A 15723-nucleotide genomic window follows, 5' to 3' on the forward strand; every position below is an offset into this window, starting at 1 on the left:
GGGCAGCCCTTATTCAATCCAAGAAAATGCCAACCCTTGGCAGGGTGAAGTGTTGGCGATCAAAACCCAACTGCATTGCGCAAGCTGCTTTAGAGGTCGTGAGATGAGTAAAAACAGGTACCCCCGATTACTAGGCTTGTTGCCGCTGCTCGGCACGTTGCTGCTGGGAGGCTGCAACATGACCCTGCTCGATCCCAAGGGCCAGGTCGGCCTGGATGAACGAAACCTGATCATCACCGCCACGCTGCTGATGTTGCTGGTCGTCGTGCCGGTTATCGTCATGACGTTCCTGTTCGCCTGGAAATATCGCGCGTCCAACACCAGTGCCACCTACACGCCGAAATGGTCCCACTCGACCAAGATCGAAATCGCGGTGTGGACCATTCCGGTACTGATCATCATTGCCCTGGGTTACATCACCTACAAGTCGACCCACGCCCTGGACCCGTACCGTCCGCTGGATTCCGACGTCAAGCCGATCACCATCGAAGTGGTCTCGATGGACTGGAAGTGGCTGTTCATCTATCCGGAACAAGGCATTGCCACGGTCAACAAGATCGTGTTCCCGGCCCACACGCCGATCAACTTCAAGGTCACCTCCGACACCGTGATGAACTCGTTCTTCATCCCGGGCCTGGGCGGCCAGATCTACGCGATGGCCGGCATGCAGACCAAGCTGCACCTGATCGCCAACCAGAACACCGAACTTGAAGGTATCTCCGCCAACTACAGCGGCGCGGGTTTCACCGGCATGAAGTTCAAAGCGACCGCCACCACCCAGGAAGAGTTCGACGCCTGGGTAAACGAAGTGAAGAAGGCACCTAAACAGCTTGAAAAAGCTGAATACGAAGCCCTTTCCAAGCCGAGCCAGAACAACCCTGTCGAACTCTACTCGTCGGTCACGCCGAACCTGTTCCAGACCATCATCGATAAGTATGAAGGGATGAATCCGGGCAAGCCGATGCATCACGAGAAGAAAGACAAGGAAGTGGCCCACAACATGGAAGGGATGGACATGAGCTCGCATTCAGCTGCCGGGGCAGAGGAGTAAACGATGTTTGGTAAATTAAGTTGGGAAGCGATCCCGTTCCACGAGCCGATTGTCATGGTGACCCTCGCCATCATCGCGCTCGGTGGTCTGGCGTTGTTCGCGGGTATCACTTATTTCAAGAAGTGGACTTACCTGTGGACTGAATGGTTGACCTCGGTCGACCACAAGAAGATCGGCGTGATGTACATCATCGTCGCCATGGTCATGCTGCTGCGCGGTTTTGCCGACGCGATCATGATGCGTACCCAGTTGGCCATGGCCACCGAGGGCTCGCCCGGCTACCTGCCGCCTGAACACTATGACCAGATCTTCACCGCCCACGGTGTGATCATGATCATCTTCATGGCGATGCCATTCTTCACCGGCCTGATGAACCTTGCAGTGCCGCTGCAGATCGGCGCGCGTGACGTTGCCTATCCATTCCTGAACTCCCTGAGCTTCTGGCTGCTGGTGTCCGGTGTGGTGCTGATCAACGTTTCCCTGGGTGTTGGCGAATTCGCCAAGACCGGTTGGGTTGCCTATCCGCCGTTGTCGGGGCTGCAATACAGTCCGGGCGTGGGGGTGGATTACTACATCTGGGCGCTACAGCTATCCGGGTTGGGGACAACGCTGACGGGGGTCAACTTCCTGGCCACCGTGTTGAAGATGCGTACCCCTGGCATGAAGCTGATGGACATGCCGATCTTCACCTGGACCTGCACCTGGGCCAACGTGCTGATCGTCGCTTCGTTCCCGATCCTCACCGCTACCCTGGCACTGCTGACGCTTGACCGCTACATGGATTTCCACATTTTCACCAATGAACTGGGTGGAAATCCGATGATGTACGTCAACCTGTTCTGGGCCTGGGGTCACCCTGAGGTGTACATCCTGATCCTGCCGGCGTTCGGTATTTTCTCCGAAGTCATCTCGACCTTCTCCGGCAAGAAACTGTTTGGCCACCACTCGATGATCTACGCTTCCGGCGCGATCTCGGTACTGGGCTTCATGGTCTGGCTGCACCACTTCTTCACCATGGGTTCGGGTGCCAGCGTCAACGCCTTCTTCGGCCTGGCGACGATGCTGATCTCGATTCCGACGGGTGTGAAGCTGTTCAACTGGCTGTTCACCATCTACCAGGGCCGCCTGCGTTTCACCAGCCACGTGCTGTGGACCCTGGGCTTCATGGTGACCTTCGCCATCGGCGGCATGACCGGCGTACTGCTGGCCATCCCGGGTGCGGACTTCGTGTTGCACAACAGCCTGTTCGTGATCGCGCACTTCCATAACGTGATCATCGGCGGCGCCGTGTTCGGCTACATCGCAGGCTTTGCGTTCTACTTCCCGAAAGCGTTCGGCTTCAAGCTGCACGAAGGTTGGGGCAAGGCAGCGTTCTGGTTCTGGATCTCGGGCTTCTTCGTCGCGTTCATGCCGCTCTATGCACTGGGCTTCATGGGCATGACCCGTCGCCTGAACGCCACCACCAACCCTGAGTGGGTGCCGTACCTGTACGTTGCCATGTTCGGTGCGGTGATGATCGCTGTCGGTATCGCCTGCCAGCTGATCCAGCTGTACGTCAGTGTGCGTGACCGCAAGAAGCCGGAAAACATGTGCGAACACGGTGACCCGTGGAATGCCCATACCCTGGAATGGTCGACTTCTTCGCCACCACCGTTCTACAACTTTGCCGTGCTGCCGAAAGCGGAAACCATCGACCCGTTCACCGAAGCCAAGGAAAACGGTACCGCGTACCAGACTCCGGCCAGGTACGCGCCGATCCACATGCCCAACAACACCGCTACCGGTGTGGTCATGGGGGCTCTGTTGACCGTGTTCGGTTTCGCGATGATCTGGCACATCTGGTGGCTGGCCATCGCCAGCCTGGTCGGCACCGTGGTGTATTTCGCCATCCATGCCGCCCGTGATGATCAGGGCTACATGGTGCCGGTGGATGTCATCGAGCGCATCGAAGCCGAGCAGCACAAGCGTCTGGTCGCGGCCGGGAAAGTCCCAGCCTCCGCCACCCGTGTTGAAACCTCGTTGGAACAGGCTTAAACCATGTCGAACTTAGTGACCAATGTTGGACACGCCCATGGTCATGACCATGGGCACGATGACCATCACCACGACTCGGGCGAGATGACCGTATTCGGTTTCTGGCTCTACCTGATGACCGACTGCATTCTGTTTGCGTCGATCTTCGCGGTATACGCGGTGCTGGTTAACAACGTCGCCGGTGGCCCGTCGGGCCACGACATCTTCGAACTGCCTTATGTACTGGGCGAAACCGCGTTGCTGCTGTTCAGTTCGATCACCTACGGCTTCGCCATGCTGGCGTTGTTCAAGGGCAAGAAAACCCAGGTACTGGGCTGGTTGGCAATGACCTTCCTGCTGGGCGCCGGCTTTATCGCCATGGAGATCAACGAGTTTCACATCCTGATCGCCGAAGGCTACGGCCCTAGCCGCAGCGGCTTCCTGTCCGGGTTCTTCACCCTGGTCGGCACCCACGGTCTGCACGTGACCAGCGGTCTGATCTGGATGGCGATCATGATGTACCAGGTCCAGAAAAACGGCCTGACCGCCACCAACAAGACGCGCCTGAGCTGCCTGAGCCTGTTCTGGCACTTCCTGGACGTGGTGTGGATCTGCGTATTCACCGTTGTTTATCTGATGGGGACCCTGTAAATGGCTAACGCTCATTCCCATGATGGCCATGACGCCGGCCACGGCAGCGTCAAGTCCTACGCCATCGGTTTCATCCTGTCGGTGATCCTGACCGTCATTCCGTTCGGCCTGGTGATGTATCCAACGCTGCCGAAGAGCCTGACGCTCTGGATCATTCTGATCTTCGCCGTGGTCCAAGTATTGGTCCACCTGGTGTACTTCCTGCACCTGGACCGCTCGGCCGCCCAGCGTAACAACGTCATTGCGTTTGTCTTCGCTGCGCTGGTGATCGTACTGCTGGTCGGCTTGTCGTTGTGGATCATGTTCAGCATCCACTCCAACATGATGGCGCACTGAGGAAAGTCCGGATGTCACTGAAGCACTTTATCCAAATCACCAAGCCGGGGATCATTTTCGGTAACGTGCTTTCTGTGGCAGGCGGGTTTTTCCTGGCCTCGAAAGGGCATGTCGATCTGGCCATCTTCCTGGCAGCGATGATCGGCACTTCCCTGGTGGTGGCGTCCGGTTGCGTGTTCAACAACTGCATCGACCGCGACATCGACATCAAGATGGAACGCACCAAGAACCGGGCGCTGGTCCAAGGCCTGATTCCAGTGCAACTGGCCCTGGCATTCGCCACGGTGCTGGGCGTGGCCGGCGTGGCGCTGCTGTATTGGGTGGCCAATCCGTTGGCGGCGTTGTTCGCGGTGATCGGTTTTGTCATCTACGTCGGTCTCTACAGCCTGTACCTCAAGCGCAAGTCGGTCCACGGCACGCTGGTGGGCAGCCTGTCGGGGGCCATGCCGCCGGTGATCGGTTATGTCGCGGTCAGCAACAGCTTCGACATGGCTGCGCTGACGCTGCTGGTGATGTTCAGCCTGTGGCAGATGCCGCATTCCTATGCCATCGCGATCTTCCGCTTCAACGACTACCTGGCGGCCTCGATTCCGGTGCTGCCGGTCAAGCGAGGCATCCAGGTGGCCAAGAAGCACATCCTGCTCTACATCCTGGCCTTCCTCGTGGCGACCTTGATGTTGACGTTCAGCGGTTACGCCGGCATGAGCTACCTCGCCGTCGCCGCCGCCATGGGCATGTACTGGCTGTACATGGCCTGGACCGGTTACAAGGCAGTGGATGACACGGTCTGGGCACGCAAGCTGTTCGTGTTCTCGATCTTCACCATCACCGCGCTGAGCGTCATGATGTCCCTGGACTTCAAAGTGCCAAGTGAGCTGCTGCTGACATACGCGCCTTAAGCTTCAGACGCTGCACAAAAAGCCCCGCCTTCGAGAGAAGCGCGGGGCTTTTTCATAGGCGGAACTTCGGACCCTGTGGGAGCGAGCTTGCTCGCGATAGCGGTGGGTCAGCTTGCCTGGATGCTGAATGTGCCGACGTCATCGCGAGCAAGCTCGCTCCCACAAGGATTGCGGAGTGCTCGTTAATGCTCTATTAATGCTGGTCAATTTGATAATAGCGATTTATGACAAGCAAGGACGAGTTGGAAAACCTGACCTCCGAGCAAGAGAAGACGCTCAAGCGAGCCATGGAAGCAGAGTTGAAAGTACGAGGTACCTTATGAAAAAACGCGATCTGTTTGCCGAGATGATGCAAGGCGTCGAAGAGATGGCCGCTCACCGCGAGGGCAAGATTACCCTTCGCCAGATAAAACGCCCAGGCGGCTTTGTTGATCAAGCTGGTCGAGAAGTTTCCGGACATGGTCGAACGGCTTGGCGCTGTTTGAAAAGCTGATAGCCATGAAAAAGCCCCGCCTTCGAGAGAAATGCGGGGCTTTTTCATAGGTAATATTCAGGGCGTTGTTGACCTTCCTGTGGGAGCGAGCCTGCTCGCGAAGCGGTGGGTCAGTTGAGCTGAGGCTGACTGACACGGCGCATTCGCGAGCAGGCTCGCTCCCACAAGGGCCCGGAGTCGGGGGTTATTGCTGGGCGATGCTGTAGCCGTCGAAGGCTTTTTGCTGCTGCAAGGCGGTGACGATGCTTTTGCGGGTGACCGGCTGTTCGGTGCCGTCGTTGTCCAGGAAGGTTTCGCTTTCCAGCTCTGCTTCGTCGCCTTCGCCGATGAAGTTGAAGCCGAGGAATTCGAAGGCCTCGCGGTCGACGTTCGGCTTGGAGCGTGGTGTGCGCAAGGGCAGGGTGACGCTGATGCCGTCCTTGCTGATGACAAACACCTCGGCTTCCTTCTTGGCGCGCGCGGCCTTGCCCTTGCCGCCGCTCGGGTTGCTGATGGCCTGATGGGTCTGGTTCAGCACCTTCAGGGCCAGGCCGTAGACCAGTTCCTGGAAGGCCGGATCATCCTTGTAGCTGGAAAGGATACGGCTGATCGGGAAGCGGCTGCTGAGGTCTTCCAGCGCGGCGAAATCGGCGGCTTCGGCGTCCTTGAGTTGCTTGAGCTGGCCCATCAGTGCGTAGGCCTTGTCATCGTCGAACGCATCATGAGCCTGGCGAATGGCGGTGCGCAGTTCGCGGATCTGGTCGCTTTCGCGGTTCGACTGGAAGGCATCGAGGACCATTTCGCTGATGCTTTTGGCCTGGGGCAGATGCTGTGAAAGATTGATGGAGTTTTCGTATTCCGCTTTGGACGACAGGGAGATTACAGATTCAGCGGTATTGGAATCGGACATTGAAATTTCACTACTTCTGTTAGCGGGATATGGCGAGAAAACGCACGGGGCTTTTTTCGGTCGCCTAATCTATTGGACCCGGGCGGTGTTGTCACGGTCGGACCGGCCACCGGTGACTATTTAAATCGCCCAGCAGCTCCAGCAATCGCAACGCATCGGGCGTCGCGGCGCCGCTGGCGGTGTTGTCGAAGATGCACCAGGTCGGCGTGTCCGGGGCGGCCTTCAGTAGGACTGTCAGTCGCTGCAGCCAGGCGTCTTCGTAGGCGGAGTAATAAATGCGCGGCGAGCCATGCAGCCGGTAATAACGCACGCCCGCCCAGCCCGCCGGTTGATCGCCGCCCGGCACAGGCGACGGGTCGGCGGCGACGCTGGCGATGCGCTCTTTCTCAAGCAATGCCAAGGCCTGTGGCGCGAGCCAGCTCGGGTGCCGGGGTTCGAGTACCGCGTGGCCTTGATAACGGTCACGCAAGGCTTTGAAAAAGTCCTCGGCCTGGGTGTTATCGAAGGTCAGCGACGGCGGCAACTGGATCAACAGGCAACCAAGTTTCTCCCTCAATTGCGAGCATTGCCCGAGGAACTCATCCACCTGCCCCTCGCAATCATGCAAGCGCCGCTCATGGGTGATCTGCTTGGGCATCTTGACTGAGAAGCGAAAGCCCGTCGGCACACTGTCGGCCCATTTTGCATAGGTGGCGGGACGGTGCGGGCGGTAGAACGAACTGTTGATTTCCACCGCCGGGAAGCGGGCGCTGTAGCGCTGCAAATGGGTGCCTTCAAGGGGAAAAGCGGGCCATTGCTCCCTTGGCAGTGACCAGCCCGCGCAGCCCACCAGCACGGGCGAAGAGGAGAGGAGTCGAGTCGGCAATGGCGAGGACCTGATTGCGAGAGTTACAGCCTATGACCACCGTAGCGGCCTGAGAATCCAATCGGACATTGCCCGTTCAATCACAAATCACATTCTTGCCGGCCATCTTGGAGCGATACAGTGCCTGGTCAGCCCGATCCAGTAGCGCCGCTTGCGGTTCGTCTTCGCGGCGTTGCACCACGCCAAAACTCATGGTGACCTGGAAATCGCCCACCGGCAGCAGGTCGGACAAGCCGCGGCGAATGGTTTCGGCCAACAGGACTGCGTCGGCCTTGGATGTGTTGGGCAAGATCATGATGAATTCATCGCCGCCCCAGCGCACCAGCAGGTCGCCGTCGCGCTCGCAGCGCTTGACCGCCTGTACCACTTGCACCAGCGCTGCATCGCCGAAGGCATGGCCGTAGCGATCGTTGATGTCCTTGAAGTCGTCGACGTCCATGGCAATCAGCGACAACGGCTCGCGAAAGCGCTGCGCACGTTCACAGGCCAATGGCAGCGCCTGCTCCAGGCGATAGCGGTTGGCGACCAGCGTAAGGGCGTCGGTTTCGGCGAGCCTGCGGTTTTCCTCAAGCTGGATTTGCAACTGTTCGTTGACCCGGGACAGTTCGCGGGTGCGTTCTTCGATGATGGCTTCGAGGGACTTGTTGCGCCGTTCAAGTTGTTCGAACAGACGCTTCTTGTCATCGATGCTGCGATGGGCACCGATCATGCGGGCGACGCTGCCATCGGGGTTGCGGGCGATCACGTAGCCGCGGTCTTCGATCCAGATATAGGAGCCGTCATAGGCGCGGCAGCGGTATTCGGCCTGGTACTTAGGGGCGCGTTGTTCGAGGTAATCGTCGAATAGCGCCATCACATGGGGATAATCTTCCGGGTGGATCACACTCTCCCAGGTCAGCACGGTATTGCTAAGGGAGTGAGGCGTGTAGCCGAGCATCGTGTACCAGCCGGGATTTCGATAGACGAAGCCGGTGTTGGCGTTCCAGTCCCAGATGCCATCGCTGACCAGTTCCATGATGGTGTGCAGCACGTTTTCGTCCAGATCGGACAAATCGAACCGCAGCAAATCGATCTTCGAGGCGTCGTCCATCATCGTTCCCTCAATCAGCCCTGATATCAAAATGCTTTCCAGGGATTAAGAGTAGCCGATGGGGCGGGGCGCCACTAGCGGGGCAATCTTCCTCGCCACGGAGGATTTATTACTTCAGGGTTTGCTCCATTTTTGCAGCGCAAACTCGACGAAACTGCGCAGCTTCGGCAAACGATAGCGATCCTGGGCGTACATCAGGCTCATCGGCCGGTGGGGCAGTTGATAATTCTGCAACAGCGCCACCAAGTGTCCATCCTCCAGATCCTGCGCCACCAGCGCGTCCGGCAGCATCACCACGCCCATGCCGGCCAGGGCGGCGCGGTGCAGGCCCGACGAGCTGTTGATCAGCATCGGCCCGCGCACCGGCACTTTGATTTCCCCGTCCGGCCCGTTGATGGGCCAGTGCTCCTGGGCGAAACGCCATTCGTCTCCGGCGGAATAGGCAAACGACAGGCAGTCATGCTGTTGCAGGTCTTCGGGCTTTTGCGGCGTGCCGCGTCGTGCCAGGTAGGCCTTGGAGGCGCAGACGGTCAGGGTGTAGTCCATCAGGGGACGAACGATCAGCTTCGGGTCGGGACTGCCCAGGCGAATGGCGACGTCGAAGCCGTGGTCGAGCAGGTCCAGACGCTGGTTGGTCAAGACAACGTCGAGCTTGACCTGGGGATAACGCTGGCTGTACTCGGCCAGTGCCGGGGCGAGGCGCTCCGTGCCGAAGGTCAGCGGCGCGGTGATACGCAAGGTGCCGCTGGGGTCGCCTTGGGTCTGCTCGGCCAGGCGTTCGGAATCGGCAACCAGCCCGATCACTTCCAGGCAGCGTTGATAGTAGGCCGAGCCGAATTCAGTCAAGCGCTGACGACGCGTCGTACGGTTGATCAGGCGCACACCCAGGCGTTGCTCCAGCGCCCGGAGGTGATTGCCGACCATGGTCGTGGACATTTCGCACGCCTGGGCCGCTGCGGTCAGGCTGCCGGTTTCCACCACTTTCACGTAAACGGTCATTGCCTGGAACAGGTCCATTATCAAGCTCTGCTTTTAAATGAATGAAGTAAAGCGAGGTTTATCCAACAAGAGTGGCTAACCATACTGGAAAAAACCACCCGATGGAGCTAGATGTCATGACTGCCGCCTGCCTGATGAGCACTTACCAACCCTTGGCGCTGAACTTCACCCATGGCTTGGGTACGCGCCTGTGGGATCAGGATGGTCGCGAATACCTTGATGCGGTGGCGGGCGTAGCAGTGACCAACGTGGGCCATTCCCATCCGCGGTTGGTGGCAGCCATCAGTGAACAGGCCGGCCTGCTGCTGCACACGTCCAACCTGTACAGCATCGACTGGCAGCAGCGGTTGGCCCACAGACTCACCCAGCTCTCGGGGATGGAACGGGCGTTTTTCAACAACTCCGGCGCCGAGGCGAATGAAACCGCATTGAAGCTGGCCCGCCTGCATGGCTGGCACAAAGGCGTCGAACAGCCCTTGGTCGTGGTGATGGACAATGCTTTCCACGGGCGCACCCTGGGCACGATGTCCGCCAGCGACGGACCCTCGGTGCGGCTCGGCTTCAATCGGTTGCCGGGGGACTTCATCAAGGTGCCGTTCGGCGATCTCGGCGCATTGGAAAAAGTCCAGCAAGTCCACGGCGAGCGCATCGTTGCGATCCTGGTCGAGCCGATCCAGGGCGAAAGTGGCGTACAACTCGCGCCACCGGGTTACCTGAAGGCTTTGCGGGAGTTGTGCAGCCGGCGCGCCTGGTTATTGATGCTCGACGAGATCCAGACCGGCATCGGCCGCACCGGGCAGTGGTTCGCGTTCCAGCACGAGGGCATCGTCCCGGACGTGATGACCCTCGCCAAAGGCCTCGGCAACGGCGTGCCCATCGGTGCCTGCCTGGCGCGCGGCAAGGCCGCCGGACTGTTCACCCCCGGCAGCCACGGTAGCACGTTCGGCGGCAATCCTCTGGCTTGTCGGGTCGGCTGCACCGTGCTGGACATCATCGAGGAGCAAGGCCTGCTGGAGAACGCCAGACGTCAGGGCGAGCAATTGCTCAGCCGGTTGCGGGCTGAGTTGGCGGACAACCCGAACGTGCTTCAGATTCGTGGCCAAGGCTTGATGATCGGCATAGAGCTCAAGCAACCGGTGCGCGACCTGACCCTCTGTGCCGCCCGGGATCATGGTTTGCTGATCAACGTCACCCGGGGCAAGACCATTCGCCTGTTGCCGCCGCTGACGATCGACGGGCGGGAAGTCGAGATGATCGTCAGAGGGGTGAGTCGCTGCCTGGCGCAGGCGTGAGGCTACCTCGTCCGGGCCGATGACTTGTGGTGATCGGTCCGTGCGAAGCGCAGCGCGACGGGACGGAATTTTTGACGATTGTCGCGTTCCAACGCCAGCCAGAGTCGATTGCCTACACTTTGGCACTCAGACTGAAAACCCAGGAGCATCTTCATGTTCACCTCGCGTCGCTTGATCGTTGTCGCTACTGCCGTGGCCCTGTTGTCCGGCTGTGCGTCGCCCAACCCCTATGACAACCAGGGCCAGGCCTCTACGGAATCTTCGGGCATGAGCAAAACCGCCAAGTATGGCGGCCTCGGCGCCCTGGCCGGGGCATTGGCCGGTGCGGCCATCGGCCACGATAATCGGGGCAAGGGTGCGTTGATCGGCGCGGCGGTGGTGGGGGCCTCCGCGGCCGGCTACGGTTACTACGCGGACCAGCAGGAAAAGAAATTGCGCGCCAGCATGGCCAATACCGGCGTTGAGGTGCAGCGCCAGGGCGACCAGATCAAGCTGATCATGCCGGGCAACATCACCTTCGCCACCGATTCGGCGAACATCGCATCGAGCTTCTACCAGCCGCTGAACAACCTGGCCAACTCCCTCAAGGAATTCAACCAGAACCAGATCGAGATTGTCGGCTACACCGACAGCACCGGCAGCCGCCAGCACAACATGGACCTGTCCCAGCGTCGCGCGCAGAGCGTGGCGACCTACCTGACGTCCCAAGGTGTCAGCGGCGCCAACCTCTCGGCCCGTGGCGCCGGCCCGGACAACCCGGTGGCAAGCAACGCCGACGTCAACGGCCGTGCGCAAAACCGTCGCGTCGAGGTCAACCTCAAGGCCATTCCTGGCCAGCAGTACCAGGCGCCGCAGCAGCAGGGGCAGACTTACCAGCAATATCCATAACCGCTGGACGGTGATGAAAACGGGGGCCATGGAAACATGGCCCTTTTTTTACGGCTGTCGCCTGGGCCTTCGTGGCGAGGGAGCTTGCTCCCGCTGGGCTGCGAAGCGGCCCCAAAACCAGGCAGCTCGGTGTGCCAGGAAAATCGAGTTCGCTGCTATAAGGGCCGCTTCGCGACCCAGCGGGAGCAAGCTCCCTCGCCACAGGTGATCAAAATTGAATAGGGGAAATTGGTAGCAATAAAAAGCCCGCCCGATCATGCGATCGGGCGGGCTTTTTGGTGTTGCTGGAAATTACTTCTTCAAACCGTAATGCTCATCCAGCATCCCCGGGGAGTTCGGGGCCTTGGGGGCGTAGTCCCGTGGCGGTTCCTGGATCCCTTTGGGCGGGGTCAGGCGCTCCCGTGGCGTCTGCGCCGTGTCGGCTTGCAGGGCGGCCAGCAGGCGCTGGCGCGTCTGCTCGTCCAGGGCCAGGCGGTTGGCGCCCTCGGACAGATGATCCTGGACTTCCTGGTAGCTCTGGGTGAGCTTTTTCACCAGGGAAGCGGTGCTGTTGAAGTGGGTTACCACTTCATTCTGGTAACTGTCGAAACGTTCCTGGATGTCGTCGAGCTGACGTTGGGTGCTGTTGGGCACCGCGTTAGGCAGCAGTCGGGCAATCAGGAAACCAATGGCGACACCGGCAACCAGGGCAAGAGTCGGCAACAGCCAAACTAAGAGCGAGTGTTCCACGAGTCCTTCCTCTATAAACGGCTTTGCTTTACGTTAACGGCTCGGACCTGCGCTGTATACCGCGAAGAACATCGCAATCATGCCAGGCACAGACTTTTAGCTAGACGAGTCGACCCTATTCGGGGTCACGGAGTTCTTTCCCTTGCTTATGCGCGAAACCCCTGTAGTCATCGATGGCCCGGTCGGCCAACTGGAAGCCTTGTACCTGGACAGCGAAGCGCCCCGTGGCCTGGCGCTGATCTGCCACCCCAACCCGGTACAGGGCGGGACCATGCTCAACAAAGTGGTCTCGACCCTGCAGCGTACCGCCCGCGACGCTGGCCTGGTTACGTTGCGTTTCAATTATCGCGGCGTCGGCGCCAGTGCCGGTAGCCATGACATGGGCACCGGCGAAGTGGACGATGCCCAGGCCGCGGCCGCCTGGCTGCTGGAAAAATACCCGCAGCTGCCCCTGACCCTGTTTGGTTTTTCCTTCGGCGGCTTCGTCGCCGCCACCCTTGGCGGACGCCTGGAAGCCCAAGGCCAGGCGCTCAAGCACCTGTTCATGGTTGCTCCGGCGGTAATGCGCCTGGATGCACAAGCGCCCCTGCCGACCAGCGGCGAACTGACCGTGATCCAACCGGAAACGGACGAAGTGGTCGATCCCCAACTTGTCTACACATGGTCCGACGCGCTCCAGCGCCCCCATGAGCTGCTGAAAGTGGCAGAATGCGGACACTTTTTTCATGGCAAGCTGACTGATCTCAAGGATCTGCTCCTGCCGCGCCTCTCGAATTGACAGCAGTCTGACAAGCGATAACCCATGACGACTCGTACCCGTATCCTGACCGGCATCACCACCACCGGCACCCCGCACCTGGGCAACTATGCCGGCGCCATCCGTCCGGCGATCCTCGCCAGCCGCGAAAGCAATGCCGATTCGTTCTATTTCCTGGCCGATTACCACGCCCTGATCAAATGTGATGACCCGCTGCGCATCCAGCGCTCGCGCCTGGAAATCGCCGCGACCTGGCTGGCCGGTGGCCTGGATGTGGACCGCGTGACGTTCTATCGCCAGTCCGATATCCCCGAAATCCCGGAACTGACCTGGCTGCTGACGTGCGTCGCCGCCAAGGGCCTGCTCAACCGCGCCCACGCCTACAAGGCGTCGGTGGACAAGAACGTCGAGACCGGCGAAGACCCGGATGCCGGCGTCACCATGGGCCTCTACAGCTACCCGATCCTCATGGCGGCCGACATCCTGATGTTCAACGCCCACAAGGTGCCGGTCGGTCGCGACCAGATCCAGCACGTGGAAATGGCGCGGGACATCGGTCAGCGCTTCAACCACCTGTTCGGCAAGGGCAGGGAGTTCTTCACCATGCCCGAGGCGCTGATCGAGGAAAGCGTCGCCACGCTGCCGGGCCTCGATGGTCGCAAGATGTCCAAGAGCTACGACAACACCATTCCGTTGTTCAGCAGCGCCAAGGACATGAAGGACGCGATCTCGCGGATCGTCACCGACTCGCGCGCGCCGGGCGAAGCCAAGGACCCGGACAACTCGCACCTGTTCACACTGTTCCAGGCCTTCGCCAGTGCCGAGCAGTGCGCCGCGTTCCGTAGCGAACTGCTGCAAGGCCTGGGTTGGGGTGAGGCGAAGAATCGTCTGTTCCAACTGCTCGACGACCAATTGGGTGAGGCGCGCGAGCGGTACCACCAGTTGATCGAACGCCCGGCGGACCTTGAAGACATCCTGCAACTGGGCGCGAAAAAAGCCCGGGCCGTAGCAACGCCGTTCCTCAATGAACTGCGCGAGGCAGTTGGCCTGCGGTCCTTCGTCAGCCAGGTGCAAGTGGCAACGCAGACCAAAAAGAAAGCGGCCAAGGCTGCGCGCTTCGTCAGCTTCCGCGACGATGACGGCAGTTTCCGCTTCCGCCTGCTTTCTGCCGATGGCGAGCAGTTGTTGCTTTCGAATAACTTCGCCGACGGCAAGACCGCTGGCCAGGTGACCAAGCAATTGCAATCCGGCCAGCCCTTGGACGTGCGCAGCGATGAACTGAATTTCAGCGTCTGGCTCGACGGCGAATGCGTGGCCCACAGCCCGGTCTTTGCCGACAGTAGCGCCAGAGACGCGGCCATCGATGCGTTGCGCGTGGCACTGACGCCTGCCCAGGATTGATTGAAGGCGTTCCCGACCATCGGCCCGAATAAGGGCCGATTGCCATTCCTCTGGGCCATCGCTACAGTGACGGCCCGTTTTTGTTGCCTTGCTAACGAATATGACGCCCCTAGAACGATATCAAGCTGATCTGAAACGCCCGGAATTCTTCCACGACGCAGCCCAGGAAACGGCCGTGCGGCATTTGCAGCGCCTGTACGACGACTTGGTTGCCGCGTCGAACAACAAGCCGGGCTTGTTGGGCAAACTGTTCGGCAAAAAAGACCAGACACCGGTCAAGGGCCTGTACTTCTGGGGTGGCGTCGGCCGTGGCAAGACTTACCTGGTGGACACCTTCTTCGAAGCGTTGCCCTTCAAGGAAAAGACCCGGACGCACTTTCACCGCTTCATGAAGCGTGTGCACGAGGAAATGAAGACCCTGGGTGGCGAAAAGAACCCGCTGACTCTCATCGCCAAGCGCTTCGCCGCCGAGACGCGGGTGATCTGCTTCGATGAGTTTTTCGTTTCCGACATCACCGACGCCATGATCCTTGGCACGCTGATGGAAGAACTGTTCAAGAACGGCGTGACCCTGGTCGCCACCTCGAACATCGTCCCCGACGGCCTGTACAAGGACGGTCTGCAACGGGCGCGCTTCCTGCCGGCGATCAAGCTGATCAAGGAACACACCGAAATCGTCAACGTCGACAGCGGCGTGGACTATCGCCTGCGTCACCTCGAACAAGCGGAGCTGTTCCATTTCCCGCTGGATGCCGCCGCTGAAGAAAGCCTGCGCAAGAGCTTCCGCGCCTTGACGCCGGAATGCACCCAGGCAGTGGAAAACGATGTGCTGATCATCGAAAACCGCGAAATCCGTGCGATCCGCACCTGCGACGATGTGGCCTGGTTCGACTTCCGTGAACTGTGCGATGGCCCCCGCAGCCAGAACGACTACATCGAGCTGGGCAAGATCTTCCACGCCGTGCTGCTCAGCGGCGTCGAGCAGATGAGCGTCACCACTGATGATATCGCCCGCCGTTTCATCAACATGGTCGACGAATTCTACGACCGCAACGTGAAGCTGATCATCTCGGCTGAAGTCGAGCTCAAGGACCTCTATACCGGCGGTCGCCTGAACTTCGAATTCCAGCGGACCCTCAGCCGCCTGCTGGAGATGCAATCCCACGAATTCCTGTCGCGGGCGCATAAGCCTTAAGGCATCGGAAAAGCAAGAAGGGCCTGCGATCGCAGGCCTTTTTTGTGTCTGAGTTTTGGCAATTCACTGCCTAACCTTGTGGGAGCGAGCCTGCTCGCGAAGGGGGCGGCATGTCCAGCGTAGATGCAAGCTGATCCACCGCCTTCGCGAGCAGGCTCGCTCCCACATTACATTG

At 59.8% G+C, this 15723-nt stretch carries 16 protein-coding genes; 11 read left to right on the forward strand and 5 right to left on the reverse strand.

Annotation, left to right across the window (positions count from 1 at the left end; genetic code table 11):
- The first annotated feature begins 103 nt into the window (after window positions 1–103).
- The 6 genes from cyoA to J3P97_RS04485 all read left to right on the forward strand — a co-directional run bounded on the left by cyoA (window position 104) and on the right by J3P97_RS04485 (window position 5443).
- Window positions 104–1051: a ubiquinol oxidase subunit II gene (cyoA, locus tag J3P97_RS04460; protein ID WP_305496696.1), complete on the forward strand. Its 948-nt coding sequence runs from the start codon at window positions 104–106 to the stop codon at window positions 1049–1051.
- Between the two features lie 3 nt (window positions 1052–1054).
- Entirely contained in the window at window positions 1055–3085 is a 2031-nt protein-coding gene (cyoB, locus tag J3P97_RS04465) for a cytochrome o ubiquinol oxidase subunit I (protein ID WP_434673574.1), read from the forward strand.
- Between the two features lie 3 nt (window positions 3086–3088).
- A complete protein-coding gene (locus J3P97_RS04470) occupies window positions 3089–3715 on the forward strand; it encodes a cytochrome o ubiquinol oxidase subunit III (RefSeq protein ID WP_053125033.1) in 627 nt (208 codons plus the stop codon).
- Window positions 3716–4051 (forward strand): cytochrome o ubiquinol oxidase subunit IV, encoded by a 336-nt coding sequence (gene cyoD, locus J3P97_RS04475; RefSeq protein ID WP_249876093.1) that lies wholly within the window; start codon window positions 3716–3718, stop codon window positions 4049–4051.
- 11 nt (window positions 4052–4062) lie between these two features.
- Window positions 4063–4950, forward strand: coding sequence for a heme o synthase (gene cyoE / locus J3P97_RS04480; protein ID WP_039591595.1), 888 nt, complete (start codon window positions 4063–4065; stop codon window positions 4948–4950).
- A 319-nt stretch (window positions 4951–5269) separates the two neighbouring features.
- Complete coding sequence (locus tag J3P97_RS04485) at window positions 5270–5443, forward strand: hypothetical protein (RefSeq protein WP_434574337.1); 174 nt, start codon at window positions 5270–5272, stop codon at window positions 5441–5443.
- Between the two features lie 184 nt (window positions 5444–5627).
- On the opposite strand, the gene J3P97_RS04490 is transcribed toward J3P97_RS04485, so the two are convergent.
- From J3P97_RS04490 to J3P97_RS04505, 4 genes are all read right to left on the reverse strand, one after another.
- Entirely contained in the window at window positions 5628–6332 is a 705-nt protein-coding gene (locus tag J3P97_RS04490; RefSeq protein ID WP_434673575.1) for a hypothetical protein, read from the reverse strand.
- 91 nt (window positions 6333–6423) lie between these two features.
- Window positions 6424–7197: a DUF72 domain-containing protein gene (locus J3P97_RS04495; RefSeq protein ID WP_434673576.1), complete on the reverse strand. Its 774-nt coding sequence runs from the start codon at window positions 7195–7197 to the stop codon at window positions 6424–6426.
- A gap of 76 nt (window positions 7198–7273) precedes the next feature.
- Complete coding sequence (locus J3P97_RS04500) at window positions 7274–8287, reverse strand: sensor domain-containing diguanylate cyclase (protein ID WP_434674504.1); 1014 nt, start codon at window positions 8285–8287, stop codon at window positions 7274–7276.
- Between the two features lie 114 nt (window positions 8288–8401).
- Entirely contained in the window at window positions 8402–9304 is a 903-nt protein-coding gene (locus J3P97_RS04505) for a LysR family transcriptional regulator (RefSeq protein WP_434569747.1), read from the reverse strand.
- 98 nt (window positions 9305–9402) lie between these two features.
- Here J3P97_RS04505 and J3P97_RS04510 point away from each other — a divergent pair, with 98 nt between their 5' ends.
- Together J3P97_RS04510 and J3P97_RS04515 are read left to right on the forward strand one after the other, a co-directional pair.
- Window positions 9403–10578 (forward strand): aspartate aminotransferase family protein, encoded by a 1176-nt coding sequence (locus J3P97_RS04510; protein ID WP_434569746.1) that lies wholly within the window; start codon window positions 9403–9405, stop codon window positions 10576–10578.
- Window positions 10579–10731: 153 nt separating this feature from the next.
- Window positions 10732–11466 carry an OmpA family lipoprotein gene (locus J3P97_RS04515; RefSeq protein ID WP_018604257.1) on the forward strand — a complete coding sequence of 245 codons (735 nt, stop codon included), beginning with the start codon at window positions 10732–10734 and terminating at the stop codon, window positions 11464–11466.
- Window positions 11467–11757: 291 nt separating this feature from the next.
- Here the strand turns inward: J3P97_RS04515 and J3P97_RS04520 are convergent, their stop codons facing one another.
- Window positions 11758–12195, reverse strand: a complete 438-nt coding sequence (locus J3P97_RS04520; RefSeq protein ID WP_305496666.1) for a YhcB family protein — start codon at window positions 12193–12195, stop codon at window positions 11758–11760.
- Between the two features lie 148 nt (window positions 12196–12343).
- Between J3P97_RS04520 and J3P97_RS04525 the strand changes: the two genes are divergently transcribed.
- The 3 genes from J3P97_RS04525 (at window position 12344) to zapE (ending at window position 15548) form a co-directional block, all read left to right on the forward strand.
- Window positions 12344–12973 (forward strand): alpha/beta hydrolase, encoded by a 630-nt coding sequence (locus J3P97_RS04525; protein WP_305501353.1) that lies wholly within the window; start codon window positions 12344–12346, stop codon window positions 12971–12973.
- A gap of 24 nt (window positions 12974–12997) precedes the next feature.
- Complete coding sequence (locus tag J3P97_RS04530) at window positions 12998–14353, forward strand: tryptophan--tRNA ligase (protein WP_434602868.1); 1356 nt, start codon at window positions 12998–13000, stop codon at window positions 14351–14353.
- Window positions 14354–14453: 100 nt separating this feature from the next.
- A complete protein-coding gene (zapE, locus tag J3P97_RS04535) occupies window positions 14454–15548 on the forward strand; it encodes a cell division protein ZapE (protein WP_305496664.1) in 1095 nt (364 codons plus the stop codon).
- The last annotated feature ends 175 nt before the right edge of the window (window positions 15549–15723 follow it).

This window comes from Pseudomonas sp. R1-15, from assembly GCF_051132085.1.
Taxonomy (GTDB): Bacteria; Pseudomonadota; Gammaproteobacteria; order Pseudomonadales; family Pseudomonadaceae; genus Aquipseudomonas.

Excerpts from the sequence above, each read along its gene's own strand:
- cyoA (WP_305496696.1), top strand. The coding sequence starts at position 104 with ATGAGTAAAAACAGGTACCCCCGATTACTAGGCTTGTTGCCGCTGCTC.
- cyoB (WP_434673574.1), top strand. The coding sequence starts at position 1,055 with ATGTTTGGTAAATTAAGTTGGGAAGCGATCCCGTTCCACGAGCCGATT.
- J3P97_RS04470 (WP_053125033.1), top strand. The coding sequence starts at position 3,089 with ATGTCGAACTTAGTGACCAATGTTGGACACGCCCATGGTCATGACCAT.
- cyoD (WP_249876093.1), top strand. The coding sequence starts at position 3,716 with ATGGCTAACGCTCATTCCCATGATGGCCATGACGCCGGCCACGGCAGC.
- cyoE (WP_039591595.1), top strand. The coding sequence starts at position 4,063 with ATGTCACTGAAGCACTTTATCCAAATCACCAAGCCGGGGATCATTTTC.
- J3P97_RS04485 (WP_434574337.1), top strand. The coding sequence starts at position 5,270 with ATGAAAAAACGCGATCTGTTTGCCGAGATGATGCAAGGCGTCGAAGAG.
- J3P97_RS04490 (WP_434673575.1), bottom strand. The coding sequence starts at position 6,332 with ATGTCCGATTCCAATACCGCTGAATCTGTAATCTCCCTGTCGTCCAAA.
- J3P97_RS04500 (WP_434674504.1), bottom strand. The coding sequence starts at position 8,287 with ATGGACGACGCCTCGAAGATCGATTTGCTGCGGTTCGATTTGTCCGAT.
- J3P97_RS04505 (WP_434569747.1), bottom strand. The coding sequence starts at position 9,304 with ATGGACCTGTTCCAGGCAATGACCGTTTACGTGAAAGTGGTGGAAACC.
- J3P97_RS04510 (WP_434569746.1), top strand. The coding sequence starts at position 9,403 with ATGACTGCCGCCTGCCTGATGAGCACTTACCAACCCTTGGCGCTGAAC.
- J3P97_RS04515 (WP_018604257.1), top strand. The coding sequence starts at position 10,732 with ATGTTCACCTCGCGTCGCTTGATCGTTGTCGCTACTGCCGTGGCCCTG.
- J3P97_RS04525 (WP_305501353.1), top strand. The coding sequence starts at position 12,344 with ATGCGCGAAACCCCTGTAGTCATCGATGGCCCGGTCGGCCAACTGGAA.
- J3P97_RS04530 (WP_434602868.1), top strand. The coding sequence starts at position 12,998 with ATGACGACTCGTACCCGTATCCTGACCGGCATCACCACCACCGGCACC.
- zapE (WP_305496664.1), top strand. The coding sequence starts at position 14,454 with ATGACGCCCCTAGAACGATATCAAGCTGATCTGAAACGCCCGGAATTC.